This is a genomic window from Planktothrix agardhii, from assembly GCF_904830935.1.
In the GTDB taxonomy this organism is placed as follows: Bacteria; Cyanobacteriota; Cyanobacteriia; order Cyanobacteriales; family Microcoleaceae; genus Planktothrix; species Planktothrix agardhii.
In genome coordinates this window covers 1,937,050-1,954,329 of the sequence record NZ_LR882952.1, presented here as the reverse complement: position 1 = coordinate 1,954,329, position 17,280 = coordinate 1,937,050, and the positions used below count along the sequence as shown (strand labels likewise).

Below are 17,280 nucleotides of genomic sequence, written 5' to 3'. Positions count from 1 at the left end.
GTATTCCAATACACGCACCTTACTTTAATGGGTTTAACCTTCGGTTTCATCCGGTTGCAATTCCCTGACTTTTTCAAAGGCTGCAACGGCTGCTTCTGTTTGTCCTAAATCCTGTAATGTCAGACCTTTATTATACCAAACATCGGCATCATCCGGTTGCAATTCTAGGGCACGATTAAAAGAAATTAAGGCTGCTTCTAATTGTCCTAAATTGAGTTGTGAAATGCCTTGGTTATATAAGGCATTAAAATAATTAGGCTCTAATTTAATAGCCTGTTGATAGGATTCTAAGGCTTCTTCTAATCGTCCTAAATCCGATAAAGCGTTTCCGCGATTATTCCAAATATAGGGATCATTGGGTTCTAAATCAACTGCAAGTTGATAGGATTTTAAGGCTTCTTCCATATTCCCTAAAACCTCTAATACACTACCTCGATTATTCCAAGCATCTGCATATTCTGGTCGCAGTATTATCGCTTGCTCAAAGGATGATAATGCTTCTTCTATTCTCCCTAGACTTCTGAGGGTATTACCTCGATAAAACCAAACACAAACATGATTCGGTTGTAGCTGAAGTATCTGATCAAATAAGTCTAAAGCTCCTTGAAAGTCTCCGGCTTCATCTTGTTTAATGCCTTGATCAAACCATTCTTTAACTTCCGGTGAAGTTTCCTCAACAATTGGGGTTTCTTCAACAATAATTTCCGGTTGATAATTAACAGGAATTTCCTGAATAATTGGGGTTTCTTCAGGAATTATATCTGGTTGGTAATTAACAGGAGTTTCCTCAATTATTGGGGTTTCTTCAACAATAATTTCCGGTTGATAATTAACAGCAGTTTCCTGAATAATTGGGGTTTCTTCAGGAATAATTTCCGGTTGGTAACTAATGGGAGTTTCCTGAATAATTGGAGTTTCTTCAGGAATAATCTCCGGTTGGTAACTAACGGGCGTTTCCTCAACAATTGGGGTTTCTTCCGGAATAATTTCGGGTTGGTAATTAACGGGTGTTTCCTCAACAATTGGGGTTTCTTCAGCAATTATATCCGGTTGGTAACTAACGGGAGTTTCCTGAATAATTGGGGTTTCTTCCGGAATAATTTCGGGTTGGTAATTAACGGGTGTTTCCTCAACAATTGGGGTTTCTTCAGCAATTATATCCGGTTGGTAACTAACGGGAGTTTCCTGAATAATTGGAGTTTCTGCTGCTGTTGAATTGGTGATACCACCCCCAATAAATTCCGCATTAATAATCGGAGAAACCTCAATATTATTAGAAGGATTCACCGGAGTAGCAACCCTCAACCCATCCTCGATAAAATCTGCATCAATAATCGGTTTAACCTCATTAATATCTGAAGTTGTAACCTCGGTTTGTGGAGTTATTTGGGCTAAAATGCTTCTACCAATACTTCCTGCCACATCTCCTAAATCACCAATATCCAAACTCGCTAAAAATACCAGACGTCGTGCGAGTTCTTCGTGTTGGCTGGGTGTTTCCTGTAGTCGGGTGCCAAAGCGTTCCAACCAAGCCACTAATTCCGCTTCTTGAACTCTGTTACCAATTAACCATCCCTTAATTTGTCCCCGACTGCTGGCGGGTTGTAAGGTTTCCAACAGTTGCAGAAATAGGGCTTCATATTCCGTATCCGTGCGAGTTGGAGTCGTTTCGACCGATGGGGACGGAGGAGTGGGTTGTTTCCCGAACAGTCGTTGAATCAGTCGTTTGAAAAATTGAATAATTCGGCGTAACATAAATAAACTTAGACAATATAGTTGTTATTGAAATTCTGGACAAAACCGCCAGTATCGGACATAATACACTGTTTTGATCTAAATCCTGATCCACTAATATTCAAAGATTAACCTACATCATTCTTAATAATCCCTGTTGACCGAGGAGCATTTCTCGTAACAAGCTGAATAGTCCCACCCAAATAATCGGGGTGATATCAACTCCTCCCACGGGGGGAACAATTTTGCGGGTAATGACTAAAAAGGGTTCGGTGGGCCAAACAACTAGGTTAAATGGAAAACGCTGCTGGTTAACTTGGGGATACCAGGTGAGGACGATTCTGAAAATAAACAAAAAGGTCATCAAACCCAGAATTAAACCTAAACCCCAAGTTAAAATTGTTATTGTGTCCATAGGATCGGAAAAAATATTTTAAGTTTTGTTACTGTTTATCGGATCAATTCTAGCGGTTTTGGGAAGTTTTCTCATAAACAGACAAATACCTTCTCAAGATTGTGAAATTTTGTTAAACTGTTAAACCAAGAAATCAATCTAAGACAAGGATCGCATTTGTTATGACACCTTCATTAATGAACTTTTTCTATAGTTTGCTGGCTGGAATCCTGATTGTGGTGATTCCTGCAACTGTCGGTCTGCTCTTTATCAGCAAAAAAGATAAAGTCATTCGTTCCTAGATTGGTTATCTGGGAACAGGTCTAGGCAGACTTGCCAAAATCCTGGTTAAACCCATAAACTTAGGGGCTAAGAATCAGAATTTTGTCTGAATCGATAGCCCCTAATGTTGTATTGTTGCCAAAATACCCAGCCCCAAGCTCCGGTGATTAGAGATTTTCAAAAGAAATCGCTAAGATAGGACTGGCATAGGAGAAAAAATAATGGTTAATTTAGGTTTAAATTTCAGCAGCTTAGTGGGCATTGCCCTCGCGGTTTCTGGTGCTGGATTATATTTCCTGCGTTCTTGGCGGCCAAAACTAGCACGGGATCATGATATTTTCTTTGCTGCCATTGCGTTACTCTGTGGCGGGATTCTGTTGTTTCAAGGATGGCGACTTGATCCAATTCTAGCCTTTGGTCAATTTTTATTAACTGGAAGTGCGGTTTTCTTTGCGGTGGAAAGTGTTCGCCTCAGAGGAATTGCCGTTGTCCAAGCTAAGGAACGAGGGCCCATTGTGGACGATGAACGCTATGTCAGTGACGTTTATCGGGTGGATGCAGATGAACTCGAACCGACGGACGAATATATGCCGATGGCCCGTCAAATTCGCGGGAGTCGTGATACTCGTTTGAGCCGAGCCGATGCTTATGAGGATGATACGGTTCGTCGGCGTCCCTCTAGTCGCAAAAGTAGTGCCGTTGACTATCCGACCTCGGCGGAACGTCCTCGCAAACGTCGTCCCAGTCCAGAATCTCGTCCAGAATCTCGTCCAGAATCTCGTCCAGAACCGACCTCGGATTGGGGAGAACCCCCTAGAGAACGGCAACAAAGACCTCCTAAAAGTCGCTCTAACCGCCCTCCCGCAACGCCTGCGGTAGATCGAGAGGATTGGACAACTTCGGCTTCTGATGCACCCCGATCTCGCCGTCGTCCCTCTGCTTCTTCGGAATATCGCTATTCTGAAGATCGCCGTCCGAATGATAATTCAACAGACTATGTTGAATATCGATCCGTAGACTATTCGGATGATGAGGTTGATAGTTCTTCTTAATTTCCCTTAAATTTAAGGAAGTCCACCTAGCATCAGTGAGACTTCCTTGAATAATTAGGAATGAGAATCAGGTTTAAGTTGCCATTTAGGAGGCTTAATAGAATTCATTTTTTCAGTCGATAAGACCTGATTAGATTCAATAGAATAGCCCCGTCGTTTTAATTCACTTTGAAGCTGGTAAAGTTCTAATTGGAACTCCTCAGTGATGGCTTTGATCTCCTCATTAATGGCTGTTTCCCAAGCTTCTCGACTAATTAACCCCACTGGACTTTGATTTAACTGGCGTCTTTTCTCCTGAATTGCTTGTTGCCCTTGTTTCAAGACTTGATTATATTGATGAATTAGCAGTTCTATCCAAACTTGATTTTCTTTTTGATTGCGTTGTTCAGGGGTAGATTGGGGGTGATCTAACACATACTTAGTTTGTTCTTCTAAGACCCAAAACTCACGGCTGGCGTGTTTAATTCCATCGGGGTTTTCTTGATAACGTTGTTGATAATAAGCATCAAACTTTTGGGAAATTTGCCGTTTGTATTCAGGATAACGAATAATTTTCCCGGTATAGAATCCTGTCATTATTGTTAAAATGATTCCGAGTAAGGGGACAATATAGATAATCCAATCGGTATCTTCCCCTTGAAATCGAACATAAAATAGAGTGGCTGCATATTCCACAATTAAAAGCCCACTGGCAAAAACAACAAAGACTTTTGATTTTTGATGCAAATAGCCTTTCAAAACTGCATTAAAGACCATTTGTTCTGCTTCTGCGCGTACTGCAATTAGTTGATTTTTGGTGTTTATTTTTTTGGCTTCTATTTGCTCTTGATCATGGTGAATATCTCGTTTAATACTGGAAATTGCCACATCATAAGCAATAGCCCATTCTGTAAAATAAACAAGAGGAAAACTAACTGCGATCGCAATAACCCAGCGCCATTCGCCGGAAAACCCTGCTAAAGCCGCATAAGGTGCTCGACTATTCATTAGTGCAGCAATTGTGATACAGAAAAGAACGATAAATTTGTGTAAGTTCATAGGATAATTTTCCTCACAAAGTAAGATGGATTAAAAATTTAGGAAAGTGTACTAAAGTAGCATTAAATAGAAAATAGCAACACTTTCCTAACAAAGTTTACTTGTTCGACTGGGAAGGATAATTAACTAACTTGATACCGTCGCTTCATTTCTAAGGCATACTTTAACGGGGCTAAAATCGTCAAGTTTTGGCTTAAGCGAGGGTAAAGCACAAAGATATTGGGGAGTTGTTCAGGTAACAACTTCTCAGCAATAAATTCCTGTAAAATCACATCTTCATCAAATTTAGAAATCATAGGTTTACTTCTCCTGAGCAGAACGAATTTTTTGAATCGAATCTTTAACGCAACCTCTGATATTTTGGTTACAAAATTGGGTATTAGGTAAGCTTTTTAGACTATCCCAAAGTTGTGAATTAAAGCCCGTATTGCCATCATTGGTACTTCCAACCACTAATAACGTCCCGTTTCGGGAGGACACTTTATCAGCTAAATTCGTTAAGGTTTCGGGACAAAATTCTTCCTGTTCGTTGGCTTGAGCCTGTAGAATAATCATCAGAGTTTCAGAATGGCGATCGCTCATTTCTGCTGCTAGTTCTAAAGCCGGACAAATATAGGTTCCTTGTCCTTTAAGTTCAGGTTTTTGATGGCAGAGAGAATACAGATCACTCTGGTCTTTGATGACAACCGGATCAGATGCAATCAGATCTTGGCTGACCTGAATTAAAGCTGCTTTATCCCCAGATTTAGCAACATCAGCCACCCCAAAACAAGCATCTTTAGAGACTTTGATTTGCTGGGAATCATTCAATGCAGAAGCACTAATATCTGCTATTCTGATTAACAATAAATTGGCTGGCTTCTCACACCCACTCAGCACTAAAACCACAAAAAGAAAGCCTAAAATACAAATCAGTAACCAGCCCCAATCAATATCACCTCCTTCTCCTTTTTTAATAAACTCCGATTTGCATTCAGTGCAGAGCCATTCTTGATGATTTGGGAGTTTTACTAAGTCACACATTCTACGTCCCTGTTTATGATCTCTTGGACAATCCATAACAAACCTCCTTTTCTTTTAATGACAATTCTGAAGAAAGGAAAAGGTCAAGTTTAGCCTTTTCCTTGGGGTTTAATTGCTAACCTCGAACGGGAGAATAAACGTGCAAAGTTACGCAATCTTCAGCACTGTTATTAATTAACTGGTGGTATTCATAACGGTCAGTCCAGGTGATTTCCCCCGCACTTACGGTTTCTTGTTTCCACAGAAATAATTTCTTTTTTCCATCAGTAATATAGCGTTGCTGCGTGATAGACCCCTGCAACACTTTTGTAATATTTAAGGCTGCCTGTTTGTGCGGGTGGATACCTGACAGTTGACCTGGCCCCCAACACATCACCAGCGCCTCAACATGATCATTACGAAACAGGATTTGATGTCCATAGCGGTCAGGGAGAAAGAGCACAAATGCTTCCCAACATTCCTTCGGTAAATGCAAGCGAGTCACCAGATCTTTGAATGTCTCCAGGCTTAACTGGTAAGATGGAATTGCCTTGATTTTGATCAGGAAGTTCTCGATGGTTAAGCGATGAATAACCCTGTCCGGTGATAAAGCACCGTCATTCTTCTGTACAATCTGAGTAATCATTAGTTTTGAGCCTTTGGTTGATTGTCTAAACTGGCAATTGGATCATTGGCTTTTCATCGTCGCTATCTAAGCTGGCTATGCCATCCTAGGTGCAGACCTGAAAATTGTGTGATCAAGCTGTACATAAGATGGCATGATCTAAAGATGAGTGTGGAACTTTGATCACGGGTCGAGCACGCTGACGACTCTTAGGCTGCAAATTGATTGAAATATGGTTCTAGGGAAAGCTTCTGAAAAGGGCAAGTTAATGATTGAGGACGCACATAAACAGAAAACTCAGAAGGAGCCGAAGAAGTGGGCTATCAATAATTCTGAAAAAGCCTTAATGCTTGCGAGTGAATATCAATTTAGAAACGCTTTTGCTAAGAAGTTTAAAAAAGACGGAAAAGATGACGATGTTGATATTCCTATACAAGATTTTTTAGACTGGATAAATGACGAGGAAGTTTTTGTTAAGAAAGAATCAAGAAATAGGAAAGGAGAATCTTCTCATGAAATTGTTATACAATATGTGACTCAGGAGTTTATTAATAAATCCATTAAAAGAATTGCTTTAGTAGAAATAATCAATGATTTAATAAAATCAAATCAAAAAAAAGTGAGATTTTATAATATTACTAATCCTAATTGGAGAAGATTTTTAGACTGTAAACAGGAAATTGACGAAGATATTTTTGCGGCTTTCTGGGATGCTTTGGGTATAGCACCGAAAGATTATAAATCTTATTTTGAAAAAATAAAGAGTGATTCTCCCGATATTAATACACTTAAAATCCAGGCGCTAGTTTCAGAATTAACTGCTTTTAATCACCAGTCTCAAATTAAAGTAATAAAGCAAACTGGTATTAATAATTATAAACAAGCCTTTTTAATGGTGCATAAATGTCGTTGGCGCAAGATCTGATTTTAAGCCTGAATTTAAAATTCTCCTCACAATTTGAGCAGAGGATATTAAAATCGGATGAAGAAGCCCAGTCAATTGCTCAAAATTTACTCAAGGATTGTATAATTTCTGGTAAAGATATCGATACTTTTCAACTGTTGAATAATATAGTGGAAACTTTTAACTGTCAATATGAGGACTTAATGCGACAATGGCAGACCTACCCACCCCGATAAACCCTAAATATATAAAAGATGAAACTGAAGAATTCCAACCCCCTAAAGGTGGCGAATGGAGTGATTTAGTTGACCAAGAAATTTATCCCTATTATCCCAGTGATGGGTTAATAGAAGCGGTTAATTTAGCCATTCGTCTTAACCGTCCGTTACTCTTGGAAGGAGAGCCCGGATGTGGGAAAAGTCAGTTGGCGGCGGCGGTTGCTTATCAACTGAATCAACGTTATCGTGATATTCACTGGAAATATAGACTCTGGAATATTCAATCTACCAGTAAAGCCCAGGATGGCTTTTATACTTATGATTATGTCGGGAGACTTCAAGCCGCACAATTAGACAAAGAAAGGGTACAAGATGAAAGTATTAACCCTCGTAAACCAGAAAATTTTATTAACTGGGGGCCCTTGGGTTATGCCTTTCGAGAACAGGACTGTCGGACTATTGTTTTAATTGATGAAATAGATAAAGCTGATAAAGATTTACCCAATGATTTATTATTAGCTATTGACCAACAGAAATTCCTAGTTAAAGAAATTCGAGAAGACAATGGCGAACCCCGTTGGGAACGTGCTAATAAAGCTGCACCACCGATTATTATTATTACCTCTAACCGAGAACAGGAACTTCCCAGTGCCTTTTTGCGACGGTGTTTATATCATTATGTGGAATTTCCTGATAGCATACGGTTAACCGAAATTATTAATAGTCGGTTTAAGAATCCTCCGGCTATCATAGTTAAAAATGCTTTAGATAAATTTCTGGAACTGCGAGCAGCAATGGAAGAAGATGAACTTCCTAAACAAGTTAGTACCAGTGAATTAATTGATTGGTTTAAAGCCCTTTATGACTATCCTACGGGGGAAATTAAGGCTATGCTCGAAAAACCAGGAATTCCTCTACCAAGTACGTTATGTAAAGATCATCAGAGTTCTAATAGTTATCAGGATATTTAACCTAATGATTCAACGGGTCTGTAGGGGCGAGGCGCGCCTACAGACCTACGCCAGAAATGGATCTCAGAACTCTATAACCCTGTAAAACCTAACCTCAAAAATGACAACCGCTTTACCACTGCGAAAATTATTTAACCTACTCAAAAAAGCTGATTTTCCCCTAGGAATTGACCAGTATAATTTTGCTGTGGAAGCCTTAACCCAGTCTATTGATGATGGTTTTGATCCGACTAATTTTGATAAAATAAAATACCTTTGTCAAGCCGTTTGGGTTAAATCTCCAGAAGAACAACATCGGTTTGAAGACTGTTGGCAAGAGTTAATTTTAAGTTCAAAAAACCCCGATAAGACCCCCCCAACCCCCCTTGGAAATGGGGGCGATGGAGGTAAACAACAATTAGTCACTACTCCAGAAAATTCTGTTGAGACCCCCCCAACCCCCCTTGGAAATGGGGGCGATGGAGAATTAGAAGAATACCTAACAATTGAAAACCAAAACCTGCAAGTGGGAACTGCTATTTCTGTAAATTGGCAAGAAAGGTATTATTTCCCCGTAAGTCGTCAACAACTGCGGAAAGGATGGGAAACCTTTAAACCTCAACGTCCAAAAACCTTTTTCAAAGAAATAGATATTCCCGCTACCGTTGAACAAATTACCAAAGATGGTTTTTTCATTAAACCTGTTTTCGCCCCCACCCAGACCCTAGAAATACCCCCAAAAGTCCTATTACTCATCGACCAAAAAGGCTCAATGGCGCCCTTTCATCCCCTTTGTCGCCATTGGGTTAACCTGTGGTCAGACGCGACGGTTTACTATTTCCATAACTGCCCAACCGATAGCTTATATCTTGACCCCCAACTGCGAAAAGGGGAAGATATCGAAATTTTAAGCCAATTTTCCCCTAACAATACCGTTGCTTTAATTATTAGTGATGCTGGCGCAGCGAAACAACGTTCAGTCCCTGACCGTTGGGACGAAACCGTAGAATTTCTCAACCTCCTCACCGATACCGTTTCCCGTGTCGCTTGGTTAAACCCTCTCCCCCGTCACCGTTGGTTAGATACCACTGCGGAGGATATCGCCAAAATATACCCCAAACAAGTCCCGATGTTTGCCCTCACACCCGCAGAATATCAAAAAATGCTGCGCTGGTTACGCTGGGGTGACTCTTTCTCCCCCCTTACTAAAGGGACTAACTCTAACTCCCCCCTTAACAAGGGGGGTTGGGGGGGTTCTTCCCCAGAAACTTCCCAAGACTCTAACTCCCCCCTTACCAATGGAGGTTGGGGGGGTTCTCTTAACTGGGACTTCGACGCCACCAGTCGAATTAATAGCTTTACCCAACAATACGGTAATTCCTATTTAAACCTAGCGTCCCATGCCGCCTTTCCCCTAACTTTAACTCCAGACCTTCTCTATCGTCTTTGGAAAAAATTTTTAGTCCCTTTTCACCCTAAACTTGAACTTCCTTGGTATGCAGTAGCGGATATATTGTTATCAGACTTTTGCCAACCCGTGGAAGAAGAATTAATAGAACTCTATGAAATAGAACCAGATATCCGTAATCAATTATTGATCAAACTCACAGACCAAGAAGGAGAAAAACGACTAAAAGAATTATCTGATTTTATCATTAAATACCTAAAAAAACAGCTAAAATCTACACTTCCCCATTGGTTAGGGAGTCTTTATGAACGACAACAATGGGCTGCCTTAGCCTATACTGACCAACAGGATGAAGCCGTGCAACAGTTGGCAAAATCCTTGAAAAAAGCCTATTTAGAAAATAATAAATCCGAGTTAGTCCAGTGGTCGGAATTAGCACAAACCCTATCCTCGGTTTTAACCGATAAAAAATATCAACCCTTATTAATTGCGGCTAAAGGATATGGCGCCGAAGCGCGAGGTATTCGTCGAGAAACCGAAAACGCCCAACGGGAATGGGAACAATATTTAGGTCAGGAGGAAACCGTTACTTTAGCGGGAGTTGAACTGGCAAAACCGGGTAGTGTACTCGGTCGCATTCCTCTGAAAACCTTTAGTTTTGAAACCGTTACTGTTAACAAAAAGGGTGAAATTATCAAACAGGAACCCAAACAGGAACCCGAACAAGCCCGATATTTCACCGAAGACCTGGGGGATGGAGTCACCTTAGACATGGTTTATATTCCTGGGGGGACGTTCCTCATGGGTTCACTGGAGGGGGAAGGAGACAACGACGAATACCCCCAACATCAAGTTACAGTCCCTCCTTTTTTCATGGCCAAATATCCCATCACCCAAGCCCAATGGAAAGCCGTGGCTAAGGGGCCTAAAATTCAACGGGATCTTGATCCTGACTGTTCTCGTTTTAAAGATACCCCCCCAACCCCCCCTTACCAAGGGGGGGCTTTAGGAGTTTCCCCCCAACCCCCTTTAACAAGCAAACCCCCCCCAACCCCCCCTTACAAAGGGGGGGCTTCAGAAACCTCCGGTTCCCCCCCTTACCAAGGGGGGGCTAGGGGGGGTTCTAACCGACCCCCTTTAGAAACAGGGGCTTCAGAAACCTCCAGTTCCCCCCCTTACCAAGGGGGGGCTAGGGGGGGTTCTCACCGACCCGTAGAAAACGTTTCCTGGTACGATGCCGTCGAATTCTGTGCCCGACTACTCCAACGCACCGGACGCCCCTATCGTTTACCCTCAGAAGCCCAATGGGAATATGCTTGTCGCGCTGGAACTACCACCCCATTTTACTTTGGGGAAACCCTAACCAGTGATTTAGCCAATTATTATGGCAACCATACCTATGCAAACGAACCCAAGGGAAAATATCGAGAAGAAACTACCCCCGTTGGTCAATTCCCTCCCAATGCCTTCGGACTGTATGATCTCCATGGCAATGTCTGGGAATGGTGCGCCGACCCCTGGCATGAAAACTATCAAGGAGCGCCAACACAAGGAGAAGTTTGGGATGAGCAGAATGATAATGATAATCGTTATCAAATCTATAATGTTGAAAATTTAGTCAACTTATTAACTGATGAACAGAGGCGATGTCTGCGGGGCGGTTCGTGGATCAGCCTTCCTGATGTCTGCCGTTCTGCTAATCGTTACGCCGGACGCCCCGACGTCTTCGACAACGTCAACGGCTTTCGGGTTTGTTGGGTTGTTGGTGCGTCCCTGGTTAGTGTGCGGGATTCTTAGCCCTGTTTTCTTTAGCTCTTTTGCCCTCTACCCTTCTTTTTTCTTTTCCCTTGTGTCCGAGCGAAGCGAGCGTTTTTATTTTTTCTAAAATATTAAGTTTTGTTAATGGAAGAACTCCCAATCATCCAAAAAACCTACGATTTGATCAAATGGTATGTTCCCATTTTAAATCGTTTGCCCAAGGATCACAAATTCATGTTAGGCGATCGCATGATCAACTGTCTCTATGATATCTTAGAAACCCTAATTTTGGCAAGATATTCAGCCGAAAAACTTTCCTATTTAGAATCCATAAACAGTCAACTCGATATTCTGCGTTACCAAACTCGAATGTTGTTAGACTTTCAACTCATCTCCCTAGACCGCTATGAATTTGCTGGACAACAAATTAACGATATTGGAACGGATTTAGGGGGATGGATAAAACACCAACAAAATCGCAAGAAAAAGCCATGAAACGATACGGCAACCTCTGGCCCCAAATCATTGCCTTTGAAAACCTCTACGCCGCCACCAAAAAAGCCCAACGGGGTAAAAGATTTCGTCCCAATGTTCTCAAATTTAACTATAACTTAGAACTAGAACTGGCTCAACTCAAACAAGAATTAACCACAAAAACCTATCAACCTGGAGAATATAGAACCTTTGAAATAGTTGAACCCAAACGTCGGATGATTTCCGCCGCCCCTTATCGAGATCGTGTTGTTCACCATGCCCTCTGTGCAGTGATTTATCCTATATTTGAACGTACCTTTATTGCCGATTCCTACGCCAACCGGATTGGATTTGGAACCCATAAAGCTTTAAAAAAGTTTACTCAATTTGCCCATTCCAGTCGCTACGTCCTTCTGTGTGATCTAAAAAAATATTTTCCCAGTATTGATCATGAAATTCTTAAAACTGTTATTCGCCGTAAAATTAAATGTAAAGAGACCCTCTGGTTAATTGATCTGATTATTGTTCAAAGTAATGAACAGATTCCCGTGATTGAGTATTTCCCTGGAGATAATTTATTAACACCCCTAGAAAGAAAACGAGGTTTACCCATTGGAAATTTAACCAGTCAATCCTTTGCTAATATTTATCTAAATGGATTCGATCATTTTATCAAAGAACAACTCAAAGTTAGCAAATATGTTCGTTATGTCGATGATTTTGCCCTGTTCTCAGATGACCCTATCTTTTTAGCCGACTGTCGAATAGCCCTAGAGGAATATTTAGCCCAATTTCGCTTAAAAATTCACCCGATAAAAAGCCAACTATTTGAAACCAAACACGGCGGAAACTTTATGGGATTTCGTGTTTTTCCCCACACAATACGGGTCAGAACCGAAAACCTCAGACGGGGAAGAAGACGGTTAAGGCGACTCAAACGAGACACCATTCAAGGTAAAATCTACTCATCTCACGTGATGCGATCGCTCAACAGTTGGTTCGCCCACCTCGCCCACGGAGATACCTGGCATTTGCGCCAACAGATATTTGCTTCACTCGCTTGGACGAGGGAGTAGAGAAGGGACAGGCATCCCAATGTCTGCGGGGCGGTTCGTGGATCAACAATCCTGATAACTGCCGTTCTGCTAATCGTGACAGGAACACCCCCGACAACTTCAACAACAACAACGGCTTTCGGGTTTGTTGGGTTGTTGGTGCGTCCCTGGTTAGTGTGCAAGACTCTGGAGTATCGGAACTAGCGGATGGGAATTCGTGAGGAGTATGATCAAGAGTCCAGACCTGTGCCTGAGATGGTGGCGACAGCATCCAAAAATCAAACTGGGTCAAGTCGCTTGGTAGGAATTAACTGAACAGTGGCTTGACCACTATAGCGCTACGCATTACAGTTAGGACACTTCTAAATCCAGCAAACTCATTCACTGTTTACTGTTCCGGTGTTCCCTGCTATACTACTGAGAATTTCTAACGCCGCCCGATCGCAGACTCCTTCCTCTCCTAATGCCTGTTTCATCTGTTGATAGTGATTTAATATTTTCTGTCTTTTGGGTTGATTAGTTAGCAATTCTATTGCCTCTCGCACAATATTTTCAGGAGTCACTTCTTCTTGAACAAGTTCAGGCACGATGGCTTGCATTTGGACTAAATTAGTTGGGGATATAAACGGAACTGAAAAATTTAAGAAACGACGAACCAGCCAAGCGGTTAAATTACTGACTCGATAAACCACAACTTGGGGAACATTTAATAAGGCAATTTCTAAGTTAACGGTTCCTGATTTGGTAATTGCTAAATCAGCGGCGGATATTACTTCTAAGGTTTGACAATTTCCTGCTTTTGTTGAAACTAAAACCGCATTTAATTGATAGTTTTTAATGGCGGTTTCTATGGTTTTATAATATTCGGGTAAAGATACGGGAATCCAAAATTTAACCCCAGGAATTTTGACTTGAATTTGTTTAGCAGCTTCTAATAATATTGGCATTAAATATTTAATTTCTTGCCATCGGGAAGCCGGAAGTAAAGCGATCGCAATTTCATCGGGTTTCATCCCTAATTTGATCCGAGATTCTTCTCTACTGGGGGCCGTTTTCATCCGGTCTAATAAAGGATGACCCACCCAAGTTACCTGGGCACCTTTTGATTTAAAATAACGGGCTTCTTCTGGAAAAATCGCTAAAATTTTGTCGGTTAATTTAATAATTTGTTCCGTACTCTTTGAACCTAATGACCACACCCATTCTTGCGGTGCAATATAATAGAAAATCGGCAATTTGGGGAAGTGATTTTTAATAAAATTTCCGATACCAATATTCGGCCCCATATAATCAATTAAAATTACAATATCGGGGGGATGATTTTTTAAATATTGTTTAGTTTTTTGCTGAATTAAATAAGTCGGAATAATATATGGTAAAGATTCTAAAAGCCCAACGGAACCAATTCCTGTAGTATTTCCTAATAATATTGCTCCGGCTGCGGCCATTTTTTCCCCGCCTAATGCTATAATTTCTATAGGGATATTCTGATTTTTAGCTTGTCTAAATAAGGCTTCAATTAACATTGACCCTTGTAAATCGCCAGAGACTTCTCCCGTACTTATAAAAATCCGAATTAGGGTTTGATTTGGAAGCATTAGAACTCAATAGTAAATAATTTGGGAACGGATTAGATCGGTTTTATTCATAACCCAACCTCAGATTATAGCCGTTTATTTAGTCCCTGCTGAATTTTCCTGAAAATCTGATGATTCAGACGAAGTAACAAACGATACAATCACTATTCACAGACAAAAATTGTAGCTTTTCCTCCGGTCGTTTTGGGACTGTAAAAAAGTGATCTGACTCAGGAACGTTTATAATCAGAATCGGGTCTTAGTGAGTATCTCCAATTAATAGTCTAACTCAAATAATGACAATTTTATTTATGAACTCTTTATCAAATATAGCCGGGCTTTCCTTGGGAATTATGATTTTCAATAGTTTGAATTTTATGGTAAATACTCCCCCAAGTTTTGCTATTTTATCTCAACAGTTGAATCGTCAATCCTCAGTATTAAAATTAGCACAACTTCCTCAACAAACCATGGATAAACAATTAGGCAATTTATATGTTCAATCTGAAACTAAAAGCCAAGTTTTTCCATTAAAACAAACCCAGGTTAAGGCTAAAATTTCGGGGAATGTTTCACAGGTTGAAGTTTCTCAAACCTTTGAAAATCCTTTTAAAGAACCTTTAGAAGCGATTTATGTATTTCCCCTTCCCGATCAAGCCGCCGTTGATCAGATGGTAATTAAAATAGGCGATCGCACCATAAAATCCAAAATTGAAACCCGAGAAGACGCCAAGGAAATCTATCAACGGGCTAAAGCTCAAGGTCGCACCACCGCATTATTAGAACAGGAAAGAGATAATATCTTTACTCAGTCTGTAGCTAATATTCAACCCGGCGAACAAATATCCGTAACGATTCGCTATATTGATCAATTAAAATTTGAAGGGGGAAACTATGAATTTGTGTTTCCGATGGTAGTTGGCCCCCGTTATATTCCCGGTCAATTAATTAATAAAAATCAACCCAATACCGATCAAGTTCCCGATGCGGATCGGATCACGTCACCAATTATTGACCGAGAGACAAAATCCCCCCATAAAATTCAAGTTGATGTTGAAATTGATGCGGGGGTTGCGATTGAAAATGTCCGATCAACTTCCCATAAAATTATTACCCAACAGCAGGGAAATCGGATATTTGTTAGTTTAGATCAATCCGATCAAATTCCCAATAAAGATCTAATTCTAAGATATCAGATTTCAGGAGAAAATACCAGAGCATCGGTATTAACAGAAGTAGATCAACAGGGAGGACATTTTGCCGCCTATTTGTTACCTGCAATTAGTTATAATCCTAATCAAATTATTGCGAAAGATGTTATTTTTCTGATGGATACCTCCGGTTCCCAAGAAGGAGAACCCCTGAAAAAATCTCAAGAATTAATGAAAAGATTTATTCAAGGATTAAATTCCGAAGATACCTTTAATATTATTGATTTTGCCAATACCACCAATACCCTATCAGAAACTCCCCTAGAAAATACCGCCGCTAACCGACAAAAAGCCTTGAATTATATTAATCAATTAGAAGCTAATGGCGGGACGGAATTATTAAATGGAATCCAGACGGTAATGAAATTTCCCTCTCCCCCGACGGGTCGCCTACGTAGTATCGTTTTATTAACAGATGGATATATTGGAAATGATCAAGAAATAATTGCAGAAGTTCAAAATAAACTTAAACCCGGAAATAGATTGTACGCCTTTGGGGTGGGAAGTTCTGTCAATCTTTTTTTACTTAATCGTTTGGGAGAAATCGGCCGGGGAACAACCCAAATTGTGCGTCAAGATGAACCTACAGAAACCGTTGTGGAAACTTTTTTCAAACAAATTAATAACCCCATTCTAACAGATATGGAAATCACTTGGCAAGGGGAAGGATTAAAACCCGAAATTTATCCGATCAGCTTATCAGATTTGTTTGATAATCAACCTTTAGTGTTGTTTGGGCGTAAATTAGATCGGCGTAATGGCTTATTAAAAATCACCGGAATAACCGCAAAAGGCGATCGCTATGAACAAACCTTACCCGTTAATTTTCCTGAGATCAATAATAACGAATCTGGTAACATTGCCATTGCTAAATTGTGGGGACGGGCGAGAATTAAAGACCTGATGAATCAAATGTTTTCCGGGGAAACAAAGTCAGGGGTTGAAGGGGTAACACGCACCGCTTTATCCTATCAATTACTATCAGAATATACCGCTTTTATCGCCGTCAGCGAAGAAGTTAGAGTCGATCCCAATGGAACCCGTCAAACCGTAGAAGTTCCCCTAGAATTGCCCCAAGGGGTGAGTTATGATGGTATTTTTGGCACACCCAAACCTGCTCAATTACCCTCATCTGCTCCTATTAATTTCGGGCCAACTCGTTCTGCATCTGGTTATAATAATTATGGCGGTCAACGTAGTCCAGAAATTGCGCCACCGCCTCCTCCTATTTGGGGAATAAACCCGGAACCCACAAATATTAATGCAGTCGGAAATAGTCCTGTAAAAATAACAGTTGTTGAAGTTGCAGGAATTAGCGATCGCACCCTAATTAATGACCTCAACCGTTATTTACAAGGCTTAAATTTAGCCGATCAAATCAATGGAAAAGTGACCTTTGAAATGATTATTGATCAAGGAAATGTCCAACGAGCCATTTTTGATGATATTGACTCTAATCTGGATTTAGATAATAATATAAAACAGGCAATGATTATTGATAAAATTCGCCGATCGCTCTTAACTTGGCAACCGTCTAACCCCGTGAGTGGAAAACTCAAAATCACCTTAGAATTAAAAGCCACAAAATCCTAAATTCC

General features: G+C 40.6%; 17 protein-coding genes. 10 read left to right on the top strand and 7 right to left on the bottom strand.

What is annotated here, in order from left to right:
• Positions 1-33: 33 nt before the first annotated feature.
• Positions 34-1,755 carry a tetratricopeptide repeat protein gene (locus NMG88_RS09025; protein ID WP_254035348.1) on the bottom strand — a complete coding sequence of 574 codons (1,722 nt, stop codon included), beginning with the start codon at positions 1,753-1,755 and terminating at the stop codon, positions 34-36.
• 112 nt (positions 1,756-1,867) lie between these two features.
• On the bottom strand, positions 1,868-2,149 hold the full coding sequence (locus tag NMG88_RS09020; RefSeq protein ID WP_235757693.1) for a YggT family protein: 282 nt from the start codon (positions 2,147-2,149) through the stop codon (positions 1,868-1,870).
• Positions 2,150-2,310: 161 nt separating this feature from the next.
• Between NMG88_RS09020 and psbX the strand changes: the two genes are divergently transcribed.
• Positions 2,311-2,430 carry a photosystem II reaction center X protein gene (gene psbX, locus NMG88_RS09015; protein ID WP_071782561.1) on the top strand — a complete coding sequence of 40 codons (120 nt, stop codon included), beginning with the start codon at positions 2,311-2,313 and terminating at the stop codon, positions 2,428-2,430.
• A gap of 201 nt (positions 2,431-2,631) precedes the next feature.
• Complete coding sequence (locus NMG88_RS09010; protein WP_254035347.1) at positions 2,632-3,462, top strand: Ycf66 family protein; 831 nt, start codon at positions 2,632-2,634, stop codon at positions 3,460-3,462.
• Positions 3,463-3,516: 54 nt separating this feature from the next.
• Here NMG88_RS09010 and NMG88_RS09005 read toward each other — a convergent pair whose 3' ends face one another.
• The 4 genes from NMG88_RS09005 to NMG88_RS08990 form a co-directional block, all read right to left on the bottom strand.
• Positions 3,517-4,449: a hypothetical protein gene (locus NMG88_RS09005; protein ID WP_254035346.1), complete on the bottom strand. Its 933-nt coding sequence runs from the start codon at positions 4,447-4,449 to the stop codon at positions 3,517-3,519.
• 173 nt (positions 4,450-4,622) lie between these two features.
• Positions 4,623-4,796, bottom strand: a complete 174-nt coding sequence (locus NMG88_RS09000) for a hypothetical protein (protein ID WP_158442074.1) — start codon at positions 4,794-4,796, stop codon at positions 4,623-4,625.
• A gap of 4 nt (positions 4,797-4,800) precedes the next feature.
• Complete coding sequence (locus NMG88_RS08995; RefSeq protein WP_254035345.1) at positions 4,801-5,559, bottom strand: hypothetical protein; 759 nt, start codon at positions 5,557-5,559, stop codon at positions 4,801-4,803.
• Between the two features lie 79 nt (positions 5,560-5,638).
• A complete protein-coding gene (locus NMG88_RS08990; protein WP_254035344.1) occupies positions 5,639-6,148 on the bottom strand; it encodes a cysteine dioxygenase in 510 nt (169 codons plus the stop codon).
• Positions 6,149-6,359: 211 nt separating this feature from the next.
• Here NMG88_RS08990 and NMG88_RS08985 point away from each other — a divergent pair, with 211 nt between their 5' ends.
• The 7 genes from NMG88_RS08985 to NMG88_RS22670 all read left to right on the top strand — a co-directional run bounded on the left by NMG88_RS08985 (position 6,360) and on the right by NMG88_RS22670 (position 13,115).
• Positions 6,360-7,052: a hypothetical protein gene (locus NMG88_RS08985; RefSeq protein WP_254035343.1), complete on the top strand. Its 693-nt coding sequence runs from the start codon at positions 6,360-6,362 to the stop codon at positions 7,050-7,052.
• Positions 7,031-7,267: a hypothetical protein gene (locus NMG88_RS08980; RefSeq protein ID WP_254035342.1), complete on the top strand. Its 237-nt coding sequence runs from the start codon at positions 7,031-7,033 to the stop codon at positions 7,265-7,267. The genes NMG88_RS08985 and NMG88_RS08980 overlap by 22 nt, the downstream gene beginning before the upstream one ends.
• Positions 7,243-8,220: an AAA family ATPase gene (locus tag NMG88_RS08975; protein WP_254035341.1), complete on the top strand. Its 978-nt coding sequence runs from the start codon at positions 7,243-7,245 to the stop codon at positions 8,218-8,220. Before NMG88_RS08980 ends, NMG88_RS08975 begins: the two co-directional genes overlap by 25 nt.
• A 100-nt stretch (positions 8,221-8,320) precedes the next feature.
• On the top strand, positions 8,321-11,404 hold the full coding sequence (locus tag NMG88_RS22580; protein WP_346732946.1) for an SUMF1/EgtB/PvdO family nonheme iron enzyme: 3,084 nt from the start codon (positions 8,321-8,323) through the stop codon (positions 11,402-11,404).
• 105 nt (positions 11,405-11,509) lie between these two features.
• Entirely contained in the window at positions 11,510-11,860 is a 351-nt protein-coding gene (avd, locus tag NMG88_RS08965) for a diversity-generating retroelement protein Avd (RefSeq protein ID WP_235752992.1), read from the top strand.
• Positions 11,821-12,915, top strand: a complete 1,095-nt coding sequence (locus NMG88_RS08960; RefSeq protein WP_254035340.1) for an RNA-directed DNA polymerase — start codon at positions 11,821-11,823, stop codon at positions 12,913-12,915. The genes avd and NMG88_RS08960 overlap by 40 nt, the downstream gene beginning before the upstream one ends.
• Positions 12,834-13,115, top strand: a complete 282-nt coding sequence (locus NMG88_RS22670) for an SUMF1/EgtB/PvdO family nonheme iron enzyme (RefSeq protein WP_367399920.1) — start codon at positions 12,834-12,836, stop codon at positions 13,113-13,115. Before NMG88_RS08960 ends, NMG88_RS22670 begins: the two co-directional genes overlap by 82 nt.
• 156 nt (positions 13,116-13,271) lie before the next feature.
• Here the strand turns inward: NMG88_RS22670 and lpxB are convergent, their stop codons facing one another.
• Complete coding sequence (gene lpxB / locus NMG88_RS08955) at positions 13,272-14,492, bottom strand: lipid-A-disaccharide synthase (protein WP_202807851.1); 1,221 nt, start codon at positions 14,490-14,492, stop codon at positions 13,272-13,274.
• A 290-nt stretch (positions 14,493-14,782) separates the two neighbouring features.
• Here lpxB and NMG88_RS08950 point away from each other — a divergent pair, with 290 nt between their 5' ends.
• On the top strand, positions 14,783-17,275 hold the full coding sequence (locus tag NMG88_RS08950) for a VIT domain-containing protein (protein ID WP_254035339.1): 2,493 nt from the start codon (positions 14,783-14,785) through the stop codon (positions 17,273-17,275).
• Positions 17,276-17,280: the final 5 nt, after the last annotated feature.

Coding starts and splice junctions, on each gene's coding strand:
- NMG88_RS09025 (WP_254035348.1), bottom strand. CDS start 1,755: ATGTTACGCCGAATTATTCAATTTTTCAAACGACTGATTCAACGACTG.
- NMG88_RS09020 (WP_235757693.1), bottom strand. CDS start 2,149: ATGGACACAATAACAATTTTAACTTGGGGTTTAGGTTTAATTCTGGGT.
- psbX (WP_071782561.1), top strand. CDS start 2,311: ATGACACCTTCATTAATGAACTTTTTCTATAGTTTGCTGGCTGGAATC.
- NMG88_RS09010 (WP_254035347.1), top strand. CDS start 2,632: ATGGTTAATTTAGGTTTAAATTTCAGCAGCTTAGTGGGCATTGCCCTC.
- NMG88_RS09005 (WP_254035346.1), bottom strand. CDS start 4,449: ATGAATAGTCGAGCACCTTATGCGGCTTTAGCAGGGTTTTCCGGCGAA.
- NMG88_RS09000 (WP_158442074.1), bottom strand. CDS start 4,796: ATGATTTCTAAATTTGATGAAGATGTGATTTTACAGGAATTTATTGCT.
- NMG88_RS08995 (WP_254035345.1), bottom strand. CDS start 5,559: ATGGATTGTCCAAGAGATCATAAACAGGGACGTAGAATGTGTGACTTA.
- NMG88_RS08990 (WP_254035344.1), bottom strand. CDS start 6,148: ATGATTACTCAGATTGTACAGAAGAATGACGGTGCTTTATCACCGGAC.
- NMG88_RS08985 (WP_254035343.1), top strand. CDS start 6,360: ATGGTTCTAGGGAAAGCTTCTGAAAAGGGCAAGTTAATGATTGAGGAC.
- NMG88_RS08980 (WP_254035342.1), top strand. CDS start 7,031: ATGTCGTTGGCGCAAGATCTGATTTTAAGCCTGAATTTAAAATTCTCC.
- NMG88_RS08975 (WP_254035341.1), top strand. CDS start 7,243: ATGGCAGACCTACCCACCCCGATAAACCCTAAATATATAAAAGATGAA.
- NMG88_RS22580 (WP_346732946.1), top strand. CDS start 8,321: ATGACAACCGCTTTACCACTGCGAAAATTATTTAACCTACTCAAAAAA.
- avd (WP_235752992.1), top strand. CDS start 11,510: ATGGAAGAACTCCCAATCATCCAAAAAACCTACGATTTGATCAAATGG.
- NMG88_RS08960 (WP_254035340.1), top strand. CDS start 11,821: ATGGATAAAACACCAACAAAATCGCAAGAAAAAGCCATGAAACGATAC.
- lpxB (WP_202807851.1), bottom strand. CDS start 14,492: ATGCTTCCAAATCAAACCCTAATTCGGATTTTTATAAGTACGGGAGAA.
- NMG88_RS08950 (WP_254035339.1), top strand. CDS start 14,783: ATGAACTCTTTATCAAATATAGCCGGGCTTTCCTTGGGAATTATGATT.